The 21,739-nt window shown below is 63.8% G+C and carries 15 protein-coding genes; 8 read left to right on the top strand and 7 right to left on the bottom strand.

Going from position 1 to position 21,739, the window contains the following annotated elements; genetic code table 11:
- The first annotated feature begins 58 nt into the window (after positions 1-58).
- Positions 59-1,435 carry a hypothetical protein gene (locus ABEG18_RS06580; protein ID WP_406857284.1) on the top strand — a complete coding sequence of 459 codons (1,377 nt, stop codon included), beginning with the start codon at positions 59-61 and terminating at the stop codon, positions 1,433-1,435.
- A 55-nt stretch (positions 1,436-1,490) separates the two neighbouring features.
- Positions 1,491-2,744 (top strand): glycoside hydrolase family 5 protein, encoded by a 1,254-nt coding sequence (locus tag ABEG18_RS06575; protein ID WP_406857283.1) that lies wholly within the window; start codon positions 1,491-1,493, stop codon positions 2,742-2,744.
- Positions 2,745-2,790: 46 nt separating this feature from the next.
- Here the strand turns inward: ABEG18_RS06575 and ABEG18_RS06570 are convergent, their stop codons facing one another.
- A complete protein-coding gene (locus ABEG18_RS06570; protein WP_406857282.1) occupies positions 2,791-4,374 on the bottom strand; it encodes a hypothetical protein in 1,584 nt (527 codons plus the stop codon).
- A 190-nt stretch (positions 4,375-4,564) separates the two neighbouring features.
- Positions 4,565-5,620, bottom strand: a complete 1,056-nt coding sequence (locus tag ABEG18_RS06565; RefSeq protein ID WP_406857281.1) for a family 16 glycosylhydrolase — start codon at positions 5,618-5,620, stop codon at positions 4,565-4,567.
- 676 nt (positions 5,621-6,296) lie between these two features.
- On the opposite strand from ABEG18_RS06565, the gene ABEG18_RS06560 reads away from it, so the two are divergent.
- Entirely contained in the window at positions 6,297-7,568 is a 1,272-nt protein-coding gene (locus ABEG18_RS06560; RefSeq protein WP_406857280.1) for a polysaccharide biosynthesis/export family protein, read from the top strand.
- A 20-nt stretch (positions 7,569-7,588) separates the two neighbouring features.
- Positions 7,589-9,391 carry a GumC family protein gene (locus tag ABEG18_RS06555; protein WP_406857279.1) on the top strand — a complete coding sequence of 601 codons (1,803 nt, stop codon included), beginning with the start codon at positions 7,589-7,591 and terminating at the stop codon, positions 9,389-9,391.
- Between the two features lie 87 nt (positions 9,392-9,478).
- Here the strand turns inward: ABEG18_RS06555 and ABEG18_RS06550 are convergent, their stop codons facing one another.
- A complete protein-coding gene (locus ABEG18_RS06550) occupies positions 9,479-10,276 on the bottom strand; it encodes a LuxR C-terminal-related transcriptional regulator (RefSeq protein WP_406857278.1) in 798 nt (265 codons plus the stop codon).
- Positions 10,277-11,041: 765 nt separating this feature from the next.
- A complete protein-coding gene (locus tag ABEG18_RS06545; RefSeq protein WP_406857277.1) occupies positions 11,042-11,782 on the bottom strand; it encodes a LuxR C-terminal-related transcriptional regulator in 741 nt (246 codons plus the stop codon).
- A 1,332-nt stretch (positions 11,783-13,114) separates the two neighbouring features.
- Between ABEG18_RS06545 and ABEG18_RS06540 the strand changes: the two genes are divergently transcribed.
- Together ABEG18_RS06540 and ABEG18_RS06535 are read left to right on the top strand one after the other, a co-directional pair.
- Positions 13,115-13,303, top strand: a complete 189-nt coding sequence (locus ABEG18_RS06540; protein WP_406857276.1) for a hypothetical protein — start codon at positions 13,115-13,117, stop codon at positions 13,301-13,303.
- A gap of 1,047 nt (positions 13,304-14,350) precedes the next feature.
- Complete coding sequence (locus ABEG18_RS06535) at positions 14,351-14,542, top strand: hypothetical protein (protein ID WP_406857275.1); 192 nt, start codon at positions 14,351-14,353, stop codon at positions 14,540-14,542.
- Between the two features lie 397 nt (positions 14,543-14,939).
- Here the strand turns inward: ABEG18_RS06535 and ABEG18_RS06530 are convergent, their stop codons facing one another.
- Positions 14,940-15,698, bottom strand: coding sequence for a LuxR C-terminal-related transcriptional regulator (locus tag ABEG18_RS06530; RefSeq protein WP_406857274.1), 759 nt, complete (start codon positions 15,696-15,698; stop codon positions 14,940-14,942).
- Between the two features lie 891 nt (positions 15,699-16,589).
- Between ABEG18_RS06530 and ABEG18_RS06525 the strand changes: the two genes are divergently transcribed.
- Positions 16,590-16,877 (top strand): hypothetical protein, encoded by a 288-nt coding sequence (locus ABEG18_RS06525; RefSeq protein ID WP_406857273.1) that lies wholly within the window; start codon positions 16,590-16,592, stop codon positions 16,875-16,877.
- Between the two features lie 743 nt (positions 16,878-17,620).
- On the opposite strand, the gene ABEG18_RS06520 is transcribed toward ABEG18_RS06525, so the two are convergent.
- Positions 17,621-18,567 (bottom strand): IS630 family transposase gene (locus ABEG18_RS06520; protein WP_406855380.1). Its coding sequence is split into 2 segments (ribosomal slippage): positions 17,621-18,231 and positions 18,231-18,567, totalling 948 coding nucleotides; the frame shifts between segments, so codons are not numbered across the junction.
- Between the two features lie 117 nt (positions 18,568-18,684).
- Between ABEG18_RS06520 and ABEG18_RS06515 the strand changes: the two genes are divergently transcribed.
- Entirely contained in the window at positions 18,685-19,239 is a 555-nt protein-coding gene (locus ABEG18_RS06515; protein WP_406858545.1) for an outer membrane protein, read from the top strand.
- Positions 19,240-20,011: 772 nt separating this feature from the next.
- Here the strand turns inward: ABEG18_RS06515 and ABEG18_RS06510 are convergent.
- On the bottom strand, positions 20,012-21,655 hold the full coding sequence (locus ABEG18_RS06510; RefSeq protein WP_406857272.1) for a DUF4214 domain-containing protein: 1,644 nt from the start codon (positions 21,653-21,655) through the stop codon (positions 20,012-20,014).
- Between the last annotated feature and the right edge of the window lie 84 nt (positions 21,656-21,739).

Raw genomic sequence — 21,739 nt, 5'->3', positions numbered from 1 at the left:
GCGGGTCAGTTTCGCGCTGACCGACGGCCCCGGCCTGCCGTCGCCGGTTCAGACGCTCATGGCGGCCGAGCGCCTTATCTTCGGACTCGGCGGCCCGCGCGCGAGCGACCGGGTGGAGCCGGGCCCGGCCCAGGCGGACGAGGACCCGCCGTTGGTCCTCGACCTAAGCGTCGATTCTGCCGGCGGCGCCAAGGCGCTGCGGCTGCTCTACGACGGCGCCCCGGGCGAGGAGGCCGCGTTCGGCTCGCTTTTGAGCGGGCGCGCGCCGGTCATCGCCGTCGTCGACGGAACCGGGCAAGTCCTCGCCCATGGCCGGCCCTCGGTCGAGACGGCCGAAAGCCTGACGGAGGCGTTCGAGAGCGTTCTTGGGCGGGCCGCCACCGTGATCGACATGGCGCTTGCGAAGCGGGCGCCGGCGGCGGCGCCTGTCGCGCAAGGCGCGGCCGGCGCCTGCGACTGGGCGGCGGCGGCCCGCTACGCGGCCCGGACGTCGGCCATGACGGCCGTCCGCTATCTCTATCGCCTGTGCACCTATTCGCCGCATTGGCGGATCGGCTGGCGCTATGTGGAGGGTCCGGGCGTGCTGGAGCGCGGCGACTTTTGCGGCGCGCCGTTCCGTCGCATTCCGGATCCCGGACTGCGGTTCTACGCTGACCCTTTTCCGGTGTCCTGGCGCGGGCAGACCAGCGTCTTCTTCGAGGATTTCGATCACAAGACGCAAAAGGGCGTGATCAGCGCCATTCCGTTCGACGCGTCGGGGCCGACGGGCGGGGCGAGGATCGTATTGGAGACCCCCTGGCACCTTTCCTACCCGTTCATGATGGAGCACAAGGGCGAGCTCTGGATGATCCCGGAAAGCTCGAACGACAAGACGGTCAGGCTCTACCGCTCGACGCGTTTCCCGGACGGCTGGACGGAAGAAGCCGTGCTGCTCCAGAACGTCGAGGCGGGCGACGCGACGGTGACGTCGTTCGGCGGGCGCTTGTGGATGTTCGCCGCGACGCGGGACGGCGCCGGCGCGCCTTCCGATACGCTCAGCATCTATGTGGCGGACGAGATCACCGGGCCGTGGCGTCCGCACGCCGGCAACCCGATCCTGGTCGACGCCGCGCTGGCCCGGCCGGCCGGCGCGATGCTGGCGCGCAACGGGCGTCTCCTGCGGCCCATCCAGGACTGCACCAGCGGCTACGGACGGGCGATCACGATCGCGGAGGTGACCAGCCTCACTGAAGAGAGCTTTGAGCAGAAGGTGCTGTCGGTGCTCAGTCCCGGCCCGCAATGGCCAGGCCGGCGGCTGCATACGCTGAACCGCTGGGGCGCGCTCGAGTGCATCGACGGCTCGGCCACGTCGCCGCGGCTGCTGCGCCCTTTCGCGGCGCGACGGGGGAAGGACATGCCCGGCGCGGCGTCGGCCGCATCCGCGGCCAGCAATTGAACCGTTGAACGGGGATGTCAGTTGTCGGTTGAACGCGTTCGCGAGCTTGGTTTTCATGCGTCACCTCACCCCCGCCCCAGCCCCGACCCTCATCGCCCACCCCGCCACGAGCCGGCTTCCTTTCAGCTCCGGCCGCAGGGGATCGGCGGGGCTGCGCATCGCCGCGATCGCGTCGGCGTTGCTGACCTGCGGGCCGCACGGGGCGGCGATGGCCCAGACGGCGGCTCCGCCGCAAGGGGGCGAGGCCTGTTCGGGACAGTTGGGAGGCGTGCCGTCCGATCGCCTGCGCTCGCTTTCCAAGGGGTTCTCGCTGCCGGGCCTGACCGACCGTCTCACGGTCAAGCCGCCGAGCATGGTGACCTTGCGCAGCCTGCGCGAGGCGGGGCTCACCCATATCCGGCTGCCCCTGACGCTCGAACTGCTCTCGGACGCGTTCAGCCCCAAGGAGGTCCAGGAGCGCGCCCTCAAGCAGATCGACCACGCCGTCGACATGCTCACCGGCATGGACTTTGCGGTGTCGCTGGACATGCACCCTGAGGATCGCTTCCAGAAGCTCCACGAGGACAACCCCGCCAAGGCGCTTGCGGTGCTCAAGGATGTCTGGGGAAGGCTGGCGGCGCGCTACGCGGCCAAGTCGGAGCAGAGGGTCTTCTTCGAGGTGCTGAACGAGCCGGTGGTGAAGGCCGACCTGTGGGCGGTGCAGGGTCCCGAGGTGGTCAAAGTCATCCGCGCGGCCGCCCCCCGGCACACCATCATCTACGGCCCGACCTTCTTCCAACGCGTCGAGGCGCTGGAGGCGCTCACCCCCCTGCCGGACGACAACGTCGTCTACGCCATCCACTTCTACGACCCGATGTCGTTCACCCATCAGGGCCAGAACTGGGGCGCCGACCGGACCGCCCCGCGTCCCCCGATCCCGTTCCCGGCCAGCATGGCGGAGGCCAAGCCCGCGATCGATACGCTCCGGATGCGCGGAGACCCCAAGGCGGCGGAGGCGATCGCCGAGCAGTTCGCCGAGCCCTGGGACAGGGCGAGGATCCGCACCGTCTTCCAAGGCGTCGCCCAGTGGTCGAAGAGGTTCTCGCGCCCGGTGATCGTCAACGAGTTCGGCGTGCTCTCCTTCCAGGCCGACCCGCAATCCCGCGCCAACTGGATCCGGGCGGTCCGGGCGGCCGCGCAGGCCTCCTGCATCGGCTGGACGCACTGGGAATACGCCGACGGCTTCGGCTTCGTGCGCCGCGTCGGGCTGAAGGAGACCCTCGATCCGGTCGTCGGCCCGGCGGTGGTCTCGCCTCTCCCGCCGGACTGAGGCCGGCGGCCGTGCTCGGGCCGGCTTGGTTCGGTGTCGGCTTGGTTCAGGCCGGCTTGCTGGCCCCGACGGGGCGTGAACCTGCGTCATAGGTGAAGGCAGGCGCGGCGCCGACAAAACCTGGCTTCTGCCGCACCGCGATGATCATCCCCACGAGAAAGAACAGCAGGCCGGCGCTCGACGGGGAGAAGAGCGCCTCCTCCTGGAGCACGCCATTGGCGAGCAAGCCGACCACGGCGCTGAAAACGATGAGCGACATGACGTCGTTTCGGGCCATCAGCCGCCGCAGCACAGCCACGCAGAGGCTGAGATAAGCGAGCGCGAACACGCCGAGTTGGTCGACCAGAACCCCTATCGCGCTCTCGATGCCGCGGTCGGCCGCGCCGGCCCGCTGCAGGGTCCCCCAGTCGATCTGGCCGTTGATGCCGGCCTCCGTCAGGTTGCCGGCGGTCCCGATGCCGTGGCCCAATGGATTGGCGATTAGGGCCTTAAAACCTCCCAGGAAGCCCAGCACGTGGAAGTCGCCGTGCTGCAGTCCGAGCACGACGCCGGAGGCGGCGACCAGCGCCCAGACCCCGATGATGGCGCTGGCCCGGGTCCAGCGCGGCGTGCGCAAGAGCACGCTGGCGGCCAAACGCACGGCGAGGCAAAGCAAAAGCAGCAGAAAGGCCCCTTTGGAGTTGATCCCGTACTGGATCGGCAATTGCAGCAGCGCGGCCAGCAGCGGCGCACGGGCCATGAGGGGCAGCGACGTGATCACCAGCGCGTATCCGAAGCTGATCGGATGGGCCGTCGGGCCCTGCAAGCGCACGGTGCGCAGCCCGCTGAGCGCCAGGTTGGGATCGTTGAAGAGAACGGTTTCTTGAGCCTTCAACCACTGCGAGAAGCCCAGGAAATAGCGATACTGAATGTCGGCGGCGCGTTCCGTGACCCGCAGCAGGAACTCGTCCATGCCGACCAGCGTATAAAAGGCCTCGCGAAAGACCAGTTCGGAGTAGCCGAGCGCGAGCAGCATTGTGAAGGCGACCGTGAACCACCCCATGCCGGCGCTCTTTTGCTGTCTGCCGACGGCCAGCCCGATGATGAGCGAGATGGGAGCGAGGCCCATGTTGCGGGCGTAAGTCAGCGCCCCCGCCGGCCCGGCGATCGCGGCGCCCACGGCCGTGAACAGAGCCACGACCGCCAGGCAGAGCGCGCACCACCGGATCAGGCGCGCCTCGCTCAGGCTGAAGCGCCAGCGCCACGCCATGGCGCAGAAGACGGCCGTGCAAAAGCAAGCCAGCGTGACGACGAAGCTAAGCGCGCGAGCGGCGTTGATTTCCGCGACGGTCGCGGTCGGAGACACCCAGATCGCGATGGCGAGGTTCTGGAAGACGCAGGCGCCCAGCAGGAGCGGCGGCACCGTCGCCGGGCTGGCGATGAACAGGATGGCGGCGACCAGCGCCGGGAACGCCAAGGCCGCCGGTCCCAAAGTCAGCAGCAAGGGCGGCGACACCGCCAGCACGAGGAGCACGATCGCAGCGCCGTAGCTCGCCGCGACGCCCCGCTGCTCGGCGAGGTCGGTCTCGTAGGCTTTGAAGCGAAGCTTCCGGGAGGAATTGAACTGCGCCTGGGTGATCGGAATCGGCACTCGAAGCCCGCCCTTGATTGCGCGCCGGGGCGCGTTGCGGACCTTAGTCTAGCGCCCCTCGCCGGCGACGCTCGTGCGCGTGCGGGTTAAGGCGGCGCCCCATTCGGGTTATCGCGCCGGGACGGCGCCATAAAAGAAGCCCGGAAGCGATGCTCCCGGGCTCCGGACGTCGTTAAAGTTCAGACGCGGATCAGCCGACGTTCCAGCTGTCGCAGTGGTGGTGATGGTGGTGACCCACCGTCCCGACCCAATCGGCCTGGCTGACCGGGGCGCCGTCGCTCGTGTTCGCCGCGGCGTCGCTGGACCCGCTGAAGCTGGCGCCGTCCGACTGCCCGCCCCACGCCGTCGTGGGCGTCTGAGCGGCGTTCCAGCCGCCATGGCGATGGCCATGTCCGGACCAGCCGGACTGGTCGGACGCAGTCGTGTCGCCGCCCGTCGACAGATCCGGAGCCGGCGCCGAGGAGCCGTCATTCGTGGACGTCGTGGGCTGCGTGGGCGTCGTGGGCGTCGTGGGCTGGTCGGAGCCCGTGGTGACCGGCGGGGTCTGGGTGTCGGAGGCCGGAACCGTCGCGTCGCCCGGGACCGGGGCGGTCGCGCCGCCCTGGACAGGCGCGGTCGGGGCCGACGCGGTCGGGGCGCTCGGAGCCGACGCGGTCGGGACGGCGCTGGCGTCCGTGGTTGTCTGGCTTGCGGAACTCGCCGGCGGGGTGACGCCGCCGCCCGCTCCATCCGCATAAGCGCGGACATAGTCGACCTGCATGGTGCCGGGCGTGCCGCCCTGCTGGCTCGTATAAAGGTTCACCAGCATGTACATGGGGTCATGCATATCGGCCGGGGTGGCCGTGTGGTACACCTCCTTGCCGTCGACATACCAGGTGATCTGGTCCTGCTCCCAATCCACCCCATAGCGGTGGAAAGCGGTCGAGACGCTGTCGATGTTGGCCCAGTTCGTCTCGGCCGAGTGCCCGCCGACGCCGGTGTGGGCCGTGAAGACGCCGCCCCAGCTCGTCGACTCAAACACATCCAGCTCGGGCGGCCAGGCGCCGCTGGTGGGCAGGAGCCAGAAGGCGCCGCCGCCCTGGTCGCCGCCGCTGTCGACGGACGCGTTCGAGCCGGCCGCCGGCATCTTGGCGCTCATCTCGAAATATCCGTACTTCTGCGAGTAGGTGCCCTGCGTGTCCAAATGGCCGCTGGTGTACTGGCCGTTCACGCCGGCCGGCGCCGGGTTGGCGGTGATGCTCAACACGCCGTTATTCACCGACCACGGCTTTACGCCAGCCGTGGCTGCACTATCGGCATCCACAAACCAAGTCGATCCTGCTGAATACCCGCCCGACGCATAGTCATGCGTCGTATTCCAGGTTCCTGACCCAGTATGATTATGGGCCAGGTTCAGCGAATTGAACTCCTCATCGAATGTAAGATGAGCGGTTCCAGCTAGATTGTTTGGATCAATAGTCAAAACGCCTCCTCATGCTTTTGGGTTAGTCATATTGGCTCTGTCTCTGCTTTGACTAAAGCATGGTGGCCAGAATGTGGCGCCTCTGATCGCAATCAGAATATAGTTGTTTGCTGTACAGACGGGAATTTCTCGCTTCTCGTTTTACTGTACACGCGGCAGAGCGACTTGCGGTGCAGAAAATCTCAAACGCCACAACGATGTACACCATAGTGGAATTTCGGGAGGCGGGATGAACTTGCGGCAATGGGTTTGAGCGGGTCCACAGCTTATCCACAGCTCGGATCCCGCTCCCCGACCGTGAACTTCGCCCCACGCTAGCCGATTCGCCCTACTGGAAGTACCTCTCCTGCGCTCGTGGACGTCCCCATGCACACGGGCGCAACCCGGCCAAATCGGTAAACTCGGTGAGACTTATCAGGCGGTCCCAGCGCCCGTCTCACCACGCTCACCAGGAGGCTTCATGGCGTCGCAGATCAGGTGCGCAACTCGCAGGCTTCTCCAGGCGGCGGCCGTCGCCATCGCTCTCCTCGGCTTGGGCGGCGGTCCCGTCTGGGCCGAATACAAGTTGCAGGCCGGCGACTCGCTGGAGTTGGTGGTCGCCGGCGTGGCCGAACTCCGTCAGCGCTCCACGATCGGGCTCGATGGCGATGTGTCCTTTCCGCTGGTCGGGCAACTGCCCGCGGGCGGGCTCACCTTGGCCGAGCTCCGCACCAAGCTCTTAAAGGACCTGTCCTCTAAGGTGTTCCAGCAGCGCACCGCCGACGGGCGCGAGGTCGCTCACGTGATCCTCCCGGAGGAGATCGGCCTCTCCGTCGTGGAGTATCGGGGCGTCTACCTCACCGGCGACGTCGCCCGGCCAGGCGAGCAGCCCTATAAGCCGGGCCTGTCGATCCGTCAGGCCGTGGCGGTGGCCGGCGGCTACGACATCGCGCGCTTTCGGATGAACAACCCCGTTCTGGAGTCGGCGGATCTGCGGGCCGAATACGAATCGCTCTGGACCGACTTCTCCCGCGAGCAGGCCCATCTTTGGCGCCTCAAGACCGAGCTCGGCCAGGACGCGGGGGCCAATCCCGCCACCCTTAAGCTGCCGATCCCGCCCGAACTGCAGGCCCGCTTCATCAGCACCGAAGCCGATCACATGAAGATCCGCCGCTCGGAGCTGGAGAAGGAGCGGGCCCATCTGGAGGAGGCCATCCGGACGACGAGCGTCCAACTCGGCGTGCTCTCGGAGAAGCGCAAGAAGGATGAGGAAGGCAACGCGGCCGACACGGCCGACTTCGAGCGCGTGCGCGAAATGTCGCAACGGGGAATGGCCAGCAACACGCGCATCTCCGAATCCCGTCGCGCTGCGCTGATGTCGTCGACGCAGCTGTTGCAGACCATCGTCGAGATCAGCAACATCGAACGTCAGAAGCACGACTACGGCATGCAGCTGGAGAGGCTGGAGAACCAGCGCCGCGTCGAGGTGCTGCGCGAGTACCAGGACACCAACGTCAAGGTCGCCCAGCTCACCGCTCGAATCCGAAGCGTGGGCGAAAAACTCCTCTATTCGAGCACGCTGCAATCCCAGCTGATCAGCGGGAACACCGGCAAGCCTGAGTTCGTGATCTATCGTTCGGGGAGCCCCGCGGCCGTGCATGCGACCGAGGACGCCGAGATCCTGCCGGGCGACACCGTCGCTATCACGCTTCATGCCGGCGCCTATTCGGGCGCGCTGGCGACCAGCAATTAACGACGATCCGGGATACTCACATGCTGCTCACCAATCCAAGGATCACCGGCGGTCGCGCTCTTCACCCGGAAGCCGGCGCCGACCAAGAGGTGCTCGACCTTTCGAGCCTCGTCGCCTTCCTGCGCCGCAGCGCGCCGATCACACTGATGTCGCTCTTGATCTGCGTCGGTCTGGGGCTGGCCTATATCGCCTTCATCCCGGCGCGCTACACCGCCAGGACTACGTTGCTTCTGGACGTCAAGAAGCCGAGGGCCGTGCAGGACCAGGACGCCATCCCGACCAATGTGGCGGAACTCGGCTACATCGAAAGCCAAGTGGTGGTGTTGCAGTCCTCCACCATTATGGAGCGTGTCGTCGAAAAGCTCAGCCTCACGGACGACGGCGAGTTCAACGGGGCCTTGGAGTCTCGCAGCGCATGGGCCCGCATCTGCCCTCCGCAGTGGATGGCCTGCCCGCGTCCGGTGGCCGACGATCACGAGGCACGCTTGCGCAGCGCCGTCGATCACATGCGCCAGCTCGTCGTCGTGCAACGCATCGGGGCCTCGCAGGTGATCGAGATCAACGTCACCATGCACGACAAAATCAAGGCCGCGGCGATCGCCAACGCCATGGTCGACAGCTACATGGACGCGCAATCGGCGAGCGCCAACCGGCTCACGCGCGAGGCGATCACGTGGCTGGAGCAGCGCATCGAAGATCTGCGCAAGCAGGCCCTGGAGGCCGACCGCCACCTTCAGGAGTTCAAGAACGGCAACGCCGGCCCGGTCGACCCGACACGGCGCGCCTTCATGCTGCGTGAGCTCTTGAGCACCTCGGAAAATCAGCAGGCGCTCTACCAGGGCTTTCTCAGCCGTTACGCCCAGACCGCGCAGCAACTGTCGTTCCCGCTCTCCGACGTGCGCGTCCTCACGGCCGCGACCCCGCCGACGACGCGATCGGGGCCGTCGAACCTTGCGTTGCTGGCCATCTCCGGCATGAGCGGGCTGTTGCTCGGCCTGGCGATCGCCGCGGTTCGCGAGCGGCTCGACCAGTCGATCTGGACCGCGGACGACCTGGAGCGCACCGCCGGCCTGCCCTGCCTGGGCGCCTTCCCGCCCATCATCGCGTCCCGTCGCTCCGAGCAGGCGCGCAAGCCCAGGCATGGCGTGCATCCAGTCCCAAGCGGTTTTGAACCGGCCTGGATGCGCGAGGTCCTGCGCCGGCCGAATTCCGACTATTCCCGGGCGATCGGGCTCCTCCTCGCCAAATTCGAGACCCAAATGAAGAACTCCGGCTCCGCCGTGATCGGAGTGGCCCGCATCGGAGACGATCCCCGGCAATGCGCCATCGCGTCCAATCTGGCGCTGCTGGCCGCGTCGGTCGGCCGGAACGTGCTTCTCGTCGACGCAGACTGCCGCGGAGCCCACCTGACGCGCAGCTTCAGCCCCAACGCGTCGGTCGGGGCGCTGGGAGTGGCGGCCTCCGCGGGAAGCATTGGCAAGGTCGTGGTCCGGGACGACGCCACCGGCCTCGCCTTCCTGCCCTGCCGGCCGCAGGAGTCTGGCGAGGACACCGACGCGCCTGCGACCAGCCCCGACTGGATCGCCCATGTGATCGCCCAGGCCCGGCTGATTTACGCTTTGGTGATCGTCGACCTGCCCGGATCGCTGGAGTCCGCCGACCTCTACCGGGCCGTGGACGCCATCGACGACCTCGTGCTGGTGTTCAAGGCCGGCGAGGTCACGCCCGCGCTGATCGCCGAACCGGCCCGCGCCTTGCGCGGCTTTGAGGACCACATCACCGGCCTGGTGCTGACCGACGCGGGACGGGGGCGCAGCGGCTGAGGCGCGTCTGCTCCGCGTCACCGCAGGAAAACGCCCGCTTCGCGACGAAGCGGGCGAAAGTATTTCGGCCGCGAGCCCGGCTTTCGATCAGGCGTGGATCGGCAGGGACGCCTGAAACAGGGGCGACTCGGTGACCTGCGCGGCCGCCGTGGCGCTCGGCAGCAACCTGTTCGACATCGCCCAGATCGCCGCCTGGGTCCGGTTGCGAACCCGGATCTTGCGCAGGATCGCCTTGACGTGGACCTTGACGGTCGCTTCGGCGATCTCCAATTCGCGGGCGATGTGCTTGTTGCTCTCGCCGTGGACGAGCGAATGCAGGATGCTGATCTCCCGGTCCGAGAGCCGCGGGACAGGGCTCGGTGATCGCGCCTCCACCATGAGGCCCTTGGGCTCGGCAGGCGCCTGGATCGGCTCTGGCGTCGGCTCCGCGTTCCGGAACGCCTCGGTGGGCACCACGGTCACGTTTAGGAGCGACAGCTCCAAAGCTTTGATGAAGATCTCCGACGACATGCTCTTGAGGAGATAGGCGTTGGCCCCAAAGCTCACGGCGCTCTGCATTTGCGCATGATCAGGGCTCCCCGCCAAGATGGCGACCCGGGCGTCGGGATAGCCCTGTCGAAGCGTCGTCAGCAGCGCCTTGACGTCGCCCGAGACGACTTCCGGGCAAACGATGAAAAGGTTTGGCTTGAGCTTGCCGAGCGTCGGAATGATCTGTTCCAGCCGCGCCCCCGCGGCCACAATCTTGAAGCGCCTTCCCTCCAGTATCTTGAGAAGCCCTTCGCGAAGAAGCACGTTGGGCTCCAGTACAACTGTCGAGATCATATTCGCCATCGTCGACACCTCAGTTACCCTGTTTGCTCTGCCGAGAGATGCCGTAAGGAGCACATCGAGGCAGGCGGTGTGACGGCCCTGTGTTCAGGCCGCCCCGAGGGCTGCAAGCCCATAAAACTATGATACAGTAAAACACATTTAGCTCACATTAATTCAGAAGCCGTAAGCGTGTTTAGACCGGCTACCACCGTCTAGTCCCAATGGTTTAGTCGCTGCACGCTTTAGCTCAGGCTTTGCATGATCTACTTAGGGTCGTGCTACGACCTTTGACGATGATTGTCTCTGACGCGGCGTGTTTCTCGATCGGGAGGGCGGAGAGCGGCGGCTGGCCACTTCCAATCTGTCTGAAGACATTGGCCAATCTGGACGGTGGCGACAGCGGAACCCGCTGGGCTTGAGCTGCAGGCGAAGCCGGACCGGTGGAGTCGAAAGCCGCGCCCGTCGTCGCCCTGTTCCTCGTCGGGCTTTGACCGGCGCAAAGGGCGATCGAGCCCACGCCGCTCATCGTTTAGCGCATGCTAAACTGAGCGTTGAACGACCTTCCCGCAAAGCCATCTGAACATCCGACCTGATTCCGGCGGCGCCGAGCTTCAACTCCGTCCCGCTTCGACCGGCGGAACCGCGCTGCGGCGCCGCGCCTCGTCGCAAACGGACCAGGCCAGCGGGTGAGATTGCCGCGAGGCGCCGGCCGACACTCCAGTGACACCCGGCCGAACGACATTTTCATCGCGTGTCTTGCAACGACACTCATTCGTAAGGCGAGGCTACGATCACGAAGCGAGAGGGTTCTGTGACCAGCTTCGACCAGATTCGAACCGATCAGGCGTGAACGGGTATGGCGCTCTGAACCGTGATGGCCGGAACCATGTCCACGGTCAGATCAGCATCCGATGAGAGAACGCCATTCGACATAGCCCAAATCGCTGCTTGGGTCCTGTTTTGAACCCGTATCTTGCGCAGGACGGCCTTGACGTGGACCTTCACCGTGGCTTCGGCGATAGCTAGCTCACGGGCGATAAGTTTGTTGGACCACCCTTCAATCAATAGTCGTAAGATGCTGACTTCGCGGGAGGAAAGACGGGGCCGGCCGTCGGCTATGTTGGCTATGACTTGGATCGGCTTGGGGGGTGCCGGAAAGCTGAGCATCTGCGCCAAGTCCTGGGCAAGGAATGACCCGCAGGGCAGAATCGTGACTCCCATGAGACATAGCTCAAGCGCCCCGATGAACGCCGCCGACGACATGCTGTTCAGCACGAAGGCGCCAACGCCCAGCCGCAAGGCCAAACTGATGCGCTCAGCGTCGGCGCAGTCTGACAAGACCGCAATCTTCGCTTCCGGATAGTCGGCCCTCACTGAACCGATCCACGCTGCGAGGTCGTCTGCGCCATCCAGCGATCCAACGACTAGCTTTGGCTTGACCTTAACCGCAAAGGAACGGCATTCGTCGAGCGTGGAACCTGAGGCTATCACCTTGATGTGGGTCGACTTCAATAAGCCGACGAGCCCATCGCGTAGCAGGGCATTCCTCTCGACGACAATAGCGGGAGAACTATTACCCATTCTAGGTTCCTCGTCATCGGCGGCGTCAACTGTTCATGGACGATAAAGCCGCGTCACTATCTACCGGCGTGCATACCGGAGAAACTCTCTAATTCGCGATAAAGTTTCAGCAAAACGCGCTAAGTGCGCGTCTTTAATCATTTTTTAAATCAATCCGCGACGATCCGTCGCCATTCTTTCCGATCAGGCGATCCCAAGCTGGATCAAAACAGGAGGCTCCTTGGCGACGAACGCCTCACAACCCGTGCGAAGTTCCGCGAGGTTCACCTCCGGTGTCGTGAGTTCGACCCCATCTTTCAACAGCCTTTGGCCCTGTTGCTCCAAGAAGCCCTACACAAAAGCGGGTGGGTCCTGAACGGTGGACGCCATGGCCTGTAGAAACCACTGCGACATTCGGCCGACATGAACTCCACCATCGGTTGACGGGGCGCGAGATGCGTCAGGGTCGACGAGGACCTGGCCCTCCTCGTCACGCCCTATTGAACGTGTTCGCGATCTTCACCCTCGCGCTGTCGGGCTTGGCCCCGAGGGCAGGCTCAGCTACGCCCGCGCCGCAAAGGATCACCAACGGCTGTGTGTTGCAACCCAGCCCACCCTACCGCAGCGATGCGATGGTCGCATGTAAGGTCCTTCACACTGCGCGGCCCAGACGCAAGGCCAACCAGACTCATTCGTAAACCTCGGCCTCGAGGTCAACCTCCCCCAACAATCCTTCGGCTTTCAGCCGGATTTCTGACCGGGTCCGCGTCAACACGAAGGATCGCTGGAACCCCAGGTGACAACGATAGCCCGCGCCTTAGAACCCGCGGTGCCACCGCGCACCGACGATCACCGACGACCGTGTGACCCTTTGAATTAGATCGGAGGAGTCGAACATGAACTGGCTCATGAGAGTTTTCTTGATAGTGACCGTAATCTCGGCGGCATTGTCGTCGCCAGCTAAATCATCAGCATGAGAGCTTGCACACGTCGACTTGCCGATACGCGCGGCTGACAAGCCAACTCATCCACCGGCCACGTCATGGGCGCTTTATACCAACAGGCGGTTCCTCGGTCGCGAGAATGGGCCAAGCTTCGACAATGCAAACGTTAGAAGCGCTCGCTTGGACGCCGGTTCGCCAAGGATCGGTGCGAAGTTCTGCCTCTCTCGCCAGCTTTCAAAATATCGCCAACGTGAACGTACATTATCAATTCCGATGCGATGCTGGGAAGAGGACGGGCATCTCAGGAGACCGCTGCACTGGCATCCTTTACGTCGAAAGGCAGGTGGGTGCGATTCCACACCGACGTTCATTCCTCCCGCTGCCTTAGGTCAGACTGTGGAGCCAGCCAATGACGACAGAGCATACAGTGCCAGAGGATCATTCCGACTCACAGGGGGTCTTCGATCAGGTCCGCCTCGAATTACAGCGGCACGGCGTGTTTATCTCCGACGAGGAATGGGCCGGGATGAACCTGATGGAACGTTCAGACCGGCTAAAAGCCGAGATTGAGGGACTCAAGTCGCAACACGCCGAATAACTCTTGCGCTACGGCTCAAGTTGGAGGAACCCGGGCGTCTCGGGCTCGCATACGTATTCCAACGGACTGGACCAGCTACTGTTGTCCGTCAAAGCGGGGCTTCGGGCCAAGCACGTCGCAAGCCTCCCGTAGGCAATGGTGACGAATTCTCCGGCCAGGTCGGAAACTGCGTTATGCTGGAGAACAAAGCGTCGAAGGGTAAATCCGGTCGGGTCATGCCTTTGAACCGCGTCTTGCGCAAGACCCAGTTCGACCTTCAACAGGCGACGACGAAGGCTGGACCGGATGACGGGCAGTTGGTGACCGAGCGGGGCAACGCCCCCTCCCCGGCTGTCATCGTCAACCTCCTAAGAGTTGGTATCAGCGGCTGGGGTTTGTGGGCTGTAGCTCGCACAGTGGGCCCAGAACATTCATCACAATGGCCGCCAGAAGGATTTCATCCGTTGGCGGTTTGGCGGGTCACAGCGCCCTCACCACGACCCAACGCTACCTCAAAGCTGAAGCCGATGCTTAGCGAAAGGTGATTGAACTAGTCTGCAGCAGTAGCCCCGACCACCACTATGATGGCCGGGGTCCCATCCGGGCCAAAGCTGAAGAAGTCACCCAGTTGGTGGCTCTATTCTGTTAGTGGGTGGAATGTTGTCAAAGGGCATAATGCCACACCGCCTCGGCTGGCACTGGCTCGTTCGCGTCAAGCCCTGTCGGAAGGCGATCCTTGTCCCACCGCGTTTTCGAGCCGCTGGATTGCGGTGGCCAATGCGTCGTCGCTGACCGACCAACAATGGACGGCGATGAGCCTGATAGGACGTCTGACTGGCTGAAATCTCGGCTCGATAAACTGAACGGGCTGCGATCAAGCGGTCCTAGTCGGGCTTTTTTGAAACGGGCTACGCAGACGAACGGACTAGGCCAGAGGACCAGCTTGAAGCTGGCTATCGGTGCTCCAAATCGACCGTCATACGTTGACAAGCTAACGCCCACCTATGTCCATTCGTCTCCTGCGAAGGAGAATTGAGTCGCAGGGGGACCATCGTGAGGAACTTGGGATTGAGCACGTTGCGCGGTCACGAACGTCAGGTGTTCGATGTGCTCAAGGCTGAACTCGAGCAGGCTGGGTCGAAGCCCATATCCGCCCAACAGTGGGCCGCGATGAGCCTCGAGAGCCGTGAGGAATGGTTAGAGTTGGAGCTTGTCAATCTTCAGGCGAGGGTTCAGGCAAAGGTCGATGTGGCGGACTAGGCGGAACACCGGTCGAACGCTAATCCAGCCAGCCCTTCTCAGCTTGCCAGGACTCTTCTTCCTCACGAGAAGGGCTTCGTTCAGCGACACGATACCGTGTCCGGCCCACGTCATCGACGGTTGGTCAAAGAACTTAGAATGGTCGCGTTCCCGATCATCTGGTGGACGTAATTCACGGCGCGCTACGGGCGGCCGGGGTGATCTTCTACGCACATGCTCATGGAGAACCACGCCAACTTGCCGCGCGTCAGCCACCAGGGCTACAGGCCGGGGACGTCTACGACCACAACGACGCCATCCGTGTCGGCAGCGGTTGAACCGGCTCATCCATCAAAGCCACGATTGACCGGCGCGGCGCCTTCGTGATCGTGATCTCCGATTGCCAGATTTGATCTGATCAGGCGTGGATAGGACTGCCACTCTGGCCAGTGATGGCCGGGATCACGTTCACCAACAGATCAGCATCGGACGATACGATCCCGTTCGACATAGCCCAAATCGCGGCTTGGGTCCTGTTTTGAACCCTTATCTTCCGCAGGACGGCTTTGACGTGAACCTTCACCGTGGCTTCCGCGATGTCGAGCTCACGGGCGATGAGCTTGTTCGATCGGCCCTCGATCAACAGGCGCAGGATGCTGACCTCCCGGCTTGACAAACGTGGACCGTCCTCGACGAAAGCCGGGTTCGTGGCGATGAGCTTGGGGGGCGCCGGAAGTCCCCGCATGGCGGGCTTGTCGGGCGCCTCCGCGCCTATCGGCACGCTGAACAGGCCGCACGGCAGGACGCTCACGCCGAGCAGGCAGAGTTCGAGCGCCCCGATAAAGGCCTCGGACGACAGGCTGCTCAAGACGAAGGCGTCGACTCCCAGCCGCAGCGCCATGCCCACCCGGTCGGGGTCGGCGCGGTCGGACAGGATTGCAACCTTGGCGTCGGGATATTCGGCCCGAACCGCGCCGATCCATTCGGCCAAGTCGTCGGAAGCGCTCAGCGAGCCTAGGACCAGTTTCGGCTTGGCCTTGCCGTCCGCGGATCGGCAATCGTCAAGCGTTGCGCCGGCCGCAATCACCTTGATGCTAGTCTGCTTGAGTATTCCCACAAGCCCGTCGCGTAAAAGCGCACTTTTGTCAACAACGATGGCGGGGGTAGTGACACCCATTCTAGGTCCCTCGTCACTCAATGCATCCGCCCGGATCCGGACGATAAAGAGGGCGTCAATCGATCCTGACGCCCGAGGGGTAACGACTTATGTCCAATTTGGGTTGCAGGACGAAAGCGTTAAGGTGTCGTTTTATGAACGCTAAATGACATAGCGCGCCAGCCGGACCGTTTAGCACCCCGCACAGACGATTTCGGAACGCATTAATGGCGTATTGCTGGACGCGCGGTTGGCGGCCGTCAGATCGTTGGCCGCGACCTCTGGCCCAAGCCGACCTCGAAGGAATTGAATGATTTTGCTCCGGAGCTCGCCGAGCATGTCGGCGGCGCCCCGCCTATACTGGATCGGGGGCTGTCAGCCGGGCGGAGCGCGGTGTTCTCGGATTTGAGAGGGCCATGATCCGCGAACGCGTAATGGCCGGGGTTGAACGGCTGCGCCGCGCCAAGCGGATCAGGCGGCCGCCGGGGGCGCAGGAGAGCGACCGGCGCGGGAGCTGCGCCGACGATGCGAAGGCGCTCGAAGAAGGCGAAGGCGGCGTCCGCCGCCTGAGCACATCCGTCACTGGCGCAAATGCAGGCTTGATGACTGTGGGTCAGCTACGTAGATTGATCTTAAGCCCCCTCCGACGCGGACAGAGGCCCCGCGCTGTTAGCAGCGCGGGGTTTTTGTCTGTGATCAGTTGCCTTAGCCCAGACCGAGGTGACGCGGGATGCCGCCTCGCAGGCGAGGAGGACGGCGGCCGTCCTTGGTACGATCAGGGCGTTCCGCCATAGGACGCGGACTGCCGCCCAAGAAGATGGCCCGGACGAATCCGGGCCAGCCATAGGGAGAGATCGCCGGATTGAAGCCGTCGGGCCACGAATGGTCATCAGGCCTCGGAATTTCTTGCTCATGCCAGTGTCCACGCTGTCCCGTTTGGCCGGCGCCGGGCGGCGCGCCGCACCGTCGTTGGGTGACCTCGGCCTGCGCAGGGTTGAGTTCGATGAATTCGGCTCCCCGTCCAGGTCGCCGAGCAACGACGCCGACCTTGCCGATTCCGGCGAAAGGAGCGATGACCACGCCGTCAACCGGACAGCCCGCCAGACTGCAGGGATCGATGACGCCCTCCACATGATGGCGAGTGGCTGGCGCGGCCAGTCGATCCGCTTACGGTCCACACCGATCGACGATGGCGGGTGACGTAGCCAACATCCTCTAGCTCTCGACGCATCCGTGCCTCCGCGTTCAGGCCGTGTGCGTCGAGAGTGTTTCAATTCGATCGTACTCACATTGCTGCGTCGGGCTCCTTGCGGATCAAGGCCGTAGAAGACGACTGATGACGACGACAGCGACGACCTGAACCAGACGGGATGAGGGCGGCCCGACGCCCCCTGCATTCCTTGAAGCAGACCTGCAGGTGTCCTCCATCTCGCAAACAAGGAGAACCCGTCCTTGCAGACCCCCACGCCATCCATGGGCCGATCGGCAAGCGTCACTTTCGCGCTGTCGATGGAGGCGCAGCAGGCAGATGGGCCAGCCCCTTCGTGCCGTCCCTCTTGGGTCGCACCTTCTCGTCCGTGCACCCGGCCATGGCCGTTGCCAATGGCCGATGTTCGCGGCTTCGAGGCCGGTTCGGGAGCGGAAATGAGGCAGGTTCAACAACTTAGTTTCGGCCACGAAATTAGCCATCCGTTAAGGTTAGCGGAATAGCGTTGGCTTAACGAAACTCACGTATTCGGCTGAAACGATGAAGAATTTCGCCATGCTGACTCTCGCCTTCTGCGCATCGACGAGGGCGCTCGCCGCCGACTACGCGTCCCGACCCCATTATCCACAGTACGAAGATGTTAACGTGGCCCGCTGGGAGGGCGCTTATATTGGTGCGCAGTTGGGATATGCATGGGGGACGGACCATACTGAACTGTATCTAGACCCATTTCCGATCAGACTGCATCGTAGCCGGCTGCTGCGAAGAAGTTGGCGCATTCGGCTGGTGTGAAGAGGTCGACGATACGGCCGAGGGCGTCCCAGAGGCCAACGACCGTTCGCTCCTCGGCCTTGCGAAGCAGGGCCTTCAGCTTGGAGAAGGCGTTCTCGATGGGGTTGAAGTCGGGGCTGTAGGGCGGGAGGTAGAGCAAGCTCGCGCCTGCCGCCTCGATCATCTGGCGCACGCGCGGACCCTTGTGGCTCGACAGATTGTCCATGACGACGACGTCGCCTGGCGCCAGCTCGGGGCCGAGGACCTTCTCGACATAAGTCTCGAACGCGTCGCGGTTGATCGGTCCGTCGATGACGAAGGGCGCGACCATCCCTGTCGAGCGCAGGCCGGCCACGAAGGTGGTGGTCTTCCAATGCCCGTGCGGCACGCTCATGCGCAGCCGCTGGCCCCGAGGGGCTCGTCCCCTGGCCCGCGTCATCTTGGTCGTCGCCCACGTCTCATCGATGAAGAGCAGGCGTTCCGGCTCCAGATCAAGCTGGTCGTCGAACCAGGCCTGCCGCCGCCTCAGAATGTCCGGCCGGCTCTGCTCCGCGGCATGCGCCGACTTTTTTTGAGCGTCAGACCGTGCCGGCGAAAGAACCGCCAGAGGGTGCCGATGCCTACCGCCACACCCTGCTCCGACAGGTCGGCCTTGATCTCCGACAGCGTGATGTCCGGCTTGGTATCGACAAGGGATCGGATGACCGCCGCGTGCGCCTCGATGCGCTGCGAGCGACGATCTCCGCCGAGCGGCCCTGGCCGAGGTTCCCCCTGCTCACGGGCCAATCGCCGCCATCGGCTGACACTGGCCGCGCTCACGCCAAAGCGTTCGCCCGCTTCACGATGCGACGCGCCGGCCTCAACGGCGGCCAGCACACGAACCCGCAGATCAAGCGACAGTGCTCTCGACATGCCTGCCGGCCCCCAGCCCCGGCAGACAGCTTGAATCACTCTTGCGCTGATTTGGGAATCCGCTTCGATTCCTTCAGCTCGGAAACCGCTCTAGGCCCGGTAAAGCTGCCCTTGTCCATGCTGGGCTTGGATACCGGTTATAATCAGAATGGCGTCGTCGGCGGTGTTCACGCCGGTTACAACTTCGAAGTGGAGCAGGGCGTCGTTTCTGGCGTAGAAGTCGATTTCGAGAAGTCGGGGCTGAAGGGCGCGCTGTCGCTCGCAGATAATGCGGCTCCGGGCTATGTGGCAAAGGCCTCAACCGAAATCGACTGGCAAGGCTCGGTTCGCGGTCGCATCGGTTTCGCCTACAAGAACGCTCTGATTTACGGAACCGCTGGCGTCGCATATGCCAGCCTGCAAAATTCCTACGGGGTCGCCCTTCCCCCATCGAACGTCTTTGGGGTAGCGGCAGGGGTTTACTCTGAAGCCGCTTCGCACAGGACATGGGGATGGATCCTCGGGGCAGGTGTCGAGTATCTCATCACCCCGCAATGGACTGGGAGGGTCGAATACCGGTTCACGAAATTCGAGGACTATAAGAATGTTTCCTCGATCCTGTATTCAGGCGGCTCGGCCGAGCAGCGACCTGAACTTCACACTGTTCGGCTCGGCACAAGTTACAAATTCTGAAGGGTCATCCGGATCGGTACTTCTTCGGCCCCCATCTCTGGAGGGCGGCGGGTTCGCTTCGCCGTCAAACGTCCAGCCGGGCGTAGATTGGTTTCAGAACAGTTCGCGCTGTAGCTTCGGCAAACCCACAATTCTCGGCCGCCTCACGAGCGTTTCGCCGCTCCCGATGCACTCCGCGAGTTTGGCGTGACCCGCGGTAAGGCCCAGCGCCATAAACGGGGCCAGCGCCTTCGACGAGGCTTTCGCCGCCAAGTCGGTCATCAGGATCAGGATACGGCTATGGCGCGCCCAGGCCTACTCGGCACCCAGAGAAATCGGGACGGACTGGATGATCGGGTCTGGGCTGGTTCTCCGGCCGAGCGATGGCAATCGCCGGCGAAGGCAAACAACATGCCCCGGTTGCGCCGATCAGGTGGTCGAGTGTGGAGGTGCGGAGGGCGAGCCATTGTGAGGTCGCGCCTGCCGGAGCCGACTTACAGCCTGACGCTCAAGCCTACTTAGAACCCATTGAGTCGCGAGATCCGCCGGCATCTGCCGACGACAGATCGCCCCTTTGGGTGTCCCCCAGAATCAATCGCGGTTTCCGGCGTGGGATCGTGGGCCGACTCTCCAGCTCACGATGAAAGCCGCACCGAGCCATGCAGGTCGAGGGCCTCGCCCACGAGCGGGTCTCGTGAATGAAGAGAGAGAGATCGGCCGGGTCAGCCGCTCTCTCTCTCTCTCTCTCTCTCTCTCTCTTACCTTGCTGACCCGGTCAGCCCCGCAGCGCCTCTCAGGACAGGACGAGGTCCGCCGCAGTGAACCCGGCCGCCGTCACGCCGGTGATCTTGATCGCAAGGTCCGTTGTGGCGCTGAAATTGCCGTCTTTGTTGATATCCACATAGATGGTGTCGGTGGCGTCGTTGAGGACAACCCGGTTGGTGCCGGTGAAGAAGCCGGCCGTGTCGCCCGTCAGCGTCGCCCCGGTGGTCCCGACCGTGGTGTCCGAGCCTAGCGCAAACGCCTTGAGGTCCAGTTTGTCCTCCGCGTTCTGGTTGAAGTTGGCGACGGTCGTGAGCTTGCCGACGGTCGAGACGTTGTCGGCGGTGAACTGGATCACGTCCGGCAGGCCGTTGCCGGCCTTGAGTGTGATGGTGTTGACCCCTTGGGCCGAGGGCAGGATGGTCAAGGGCTGCGTCGGGGGGGATGCAGCGGTGTTGACGTCAAAGGTCATGTCTCCCTTGTGATGGGAGGCGTCAAGGGTGGTCAGCTTCGGGACCTGGGTTTGCGCCCCTCCCAAATTGAGGGCGCCTTCGCCCGTGATATCGATGGTCCGGGCGGCAAGGGTTTGGAGGCCCGCGATGGTGGAGACATTGCCCGGGGTCGCCGGATCGTCCGACTGCTGGATGGTGAGATGTTCGATGGCGTCAATGAACACGGCCTTATTGGCTGTGTTGAAGGTCGCCTCGCGCACTTGCAACGTCGCCTTGTCTTCTGTTCCAGTCGCGGCTGGATAGATGAAGACCGTGGTTTCAGTGATGGCGCCCGTCAGCCCGGCGTCAGTGCCGAGCTTCATGCCAACTCCTTGGAACACGGTGCTCGAGCTCTTGTTCCACAGCGCTGCTACGCCTGTCGAGTCGCTAAGATCAAGCTGAACCGTGTTTCCAGTAGCGGTGACGAAAACATTTTCGAGGTTGGTCAGCACCGGTTTGGCAGTTGTCAAGACCGTGTAGAGCGCGTTCAAGGTGTCGTTGCCGCCGCCGGCGTCGATGTTGTCGGCCGAGGTCAGGCTGTTCGCCGTCACATTGGCGCGGAACGTGTCATCGTTATCGGTGGTTTTGAAGGCCGCGTTTGTCGCCGTTGGCAGGAAATTATCCGCTCCCGCCGTCAGCGTGAAGGTTTGACCGGGCACGCCGCCCGTGCCGCCGCCTGCGCCGGATACGATGCCGGCGATCGCCGCGTCGACCTGGGTCACCGATGGCAGCGTCGTCAGCACCGCGGAAAGATAGGCTCGCCCGGCATTGGCGGCGGAGGTGCCGTTATAGGCGGAGATTTCGGCGCTGGTGTCGATGTGGCTGGTGAACAGGTCGGCCGCCGACACCTTGAGATCGATCAGCGTCTTGTCGGCCCCCAATGCGCCATCGAGGATGTTGATGGCGATCGTGTTGATCGTCTGTCGGCCTGATGTGAGAGCGTCAACGAAAAAGGAGAGGCCTGTGGGCTCTGCGTCTCTGTTGAACAGGCTCTTGTAGATGGAGTTGACGATCTGGGTGTTCGACTGTCCTGTGAACCTCGTCTGGTACTCCGCAGTGGAGGCGAGGTCACCGATCTTCGTCAAATCCTTTCCGTTACCGGTGGCGTCGCTAAAGAACTTAAGCCCGGCCGGATCGGCTGGCCGATTGAAGAGCGCAACATAGACACCTTGGATGCTGGCCATGACGTTCTCCCTGGTCGTCTGTCGCTGCCGGGCTCGATGAGCCCGAGAGAGCTTCAGCGGCAGTATTCTTATGATTAGTCCATA

The sequence above is a fragment of the Alsobacter sp. KACC 23698 genome (assembly GCF_045348435.1).
Lineage (GTDB): Bacteria > Pseudomonadota > Alphaproteobacteria > Rhizobiales > Beijerinckiaceae > Alsobacter.
This window is presented reverse-complemented; position numbering and strand designations above follow the sequence as displayed.

What these genes read in the sequence shown, in the direction of transcription:
- ABEG18_RS06580 (WP_406857284.1), top strand. Translation starts at nt 59, where the DNA reads ATGGCGGCCGAGCGCCTTATCTTCGGACTCGGCGGCCCGCGCGCGAGC.
- ABEG18_RS06575 (WP_406857283.1), top strand. Translation starts at nt 1,491, where the DNA reads ATGCGTCACCTCACCCCCGCCCCAGCCCCGACCCTCATCGCCCACCCC.
- ABEG18_RS06560 (WP_406857280.1), top strand. Translation starts at nt 6,297, where the DNA reads ATGGCGTCGCAGATCAGGTGCGCAACTCGCAGGCTTCTCCAGGCGGCG.
- ABEG18_RS06555 (WP_406857279.1), top strand. Translation starts at nt 7,589, where the DNA reads ATGCTGCTCACCAATCCAAGGATCACCGGCGGTCGCGCTCTTCACCCG.
- ABEG18_RS06545 (WP_406857277.1), bottom strand. Translation starts at nt 11,782, where the DNA reads ATGGGTAATAGTTCTCCCGCTATTGTCGTCGAGAGGAATGCCCTGCTA.
- ABEG18_RS06540 (WP_406857276.1), top strand. Translation starts at nt 13,115, where the DNA reads ATGACGACAGAGCATACAGTGCCAGAGGATCATTCCGACTCACAGGGG.
- ABEG18_RS06530 (WP_406857274.1), bottom strand. Translation starts at nt 15,698, where the DNA reads ATGGGTGTCACTACCCCCGCCATCGTTGTTGACAAAAGTGCGCTTTTA.
- ABEG18_RS06525 (WP_406857273.1), top strand. Translation starts at nt 16,590, where the DNA reads ATGCCAGTGTCCACGCTGTCCCGTTTGGCCGGCGCCGGGCGGCGCGCC.
- ABEG18_RS06515 (WP_406858545.1), top strand. Translation starts at nt 18,685, where the DNA reads ATGCTGGGCTTGGATACCGGTTATAATCAGAATGGCGTCGTCGGCGGT.
- ABEG18_RS06510 (WP_406857272.1), bottom strand. Translation starts at nt 21,655, where the DNA reads ATGGCCAGCATCCAAGGTGTCTATGTTGCGCTCTTCAATCGGCCAGCC.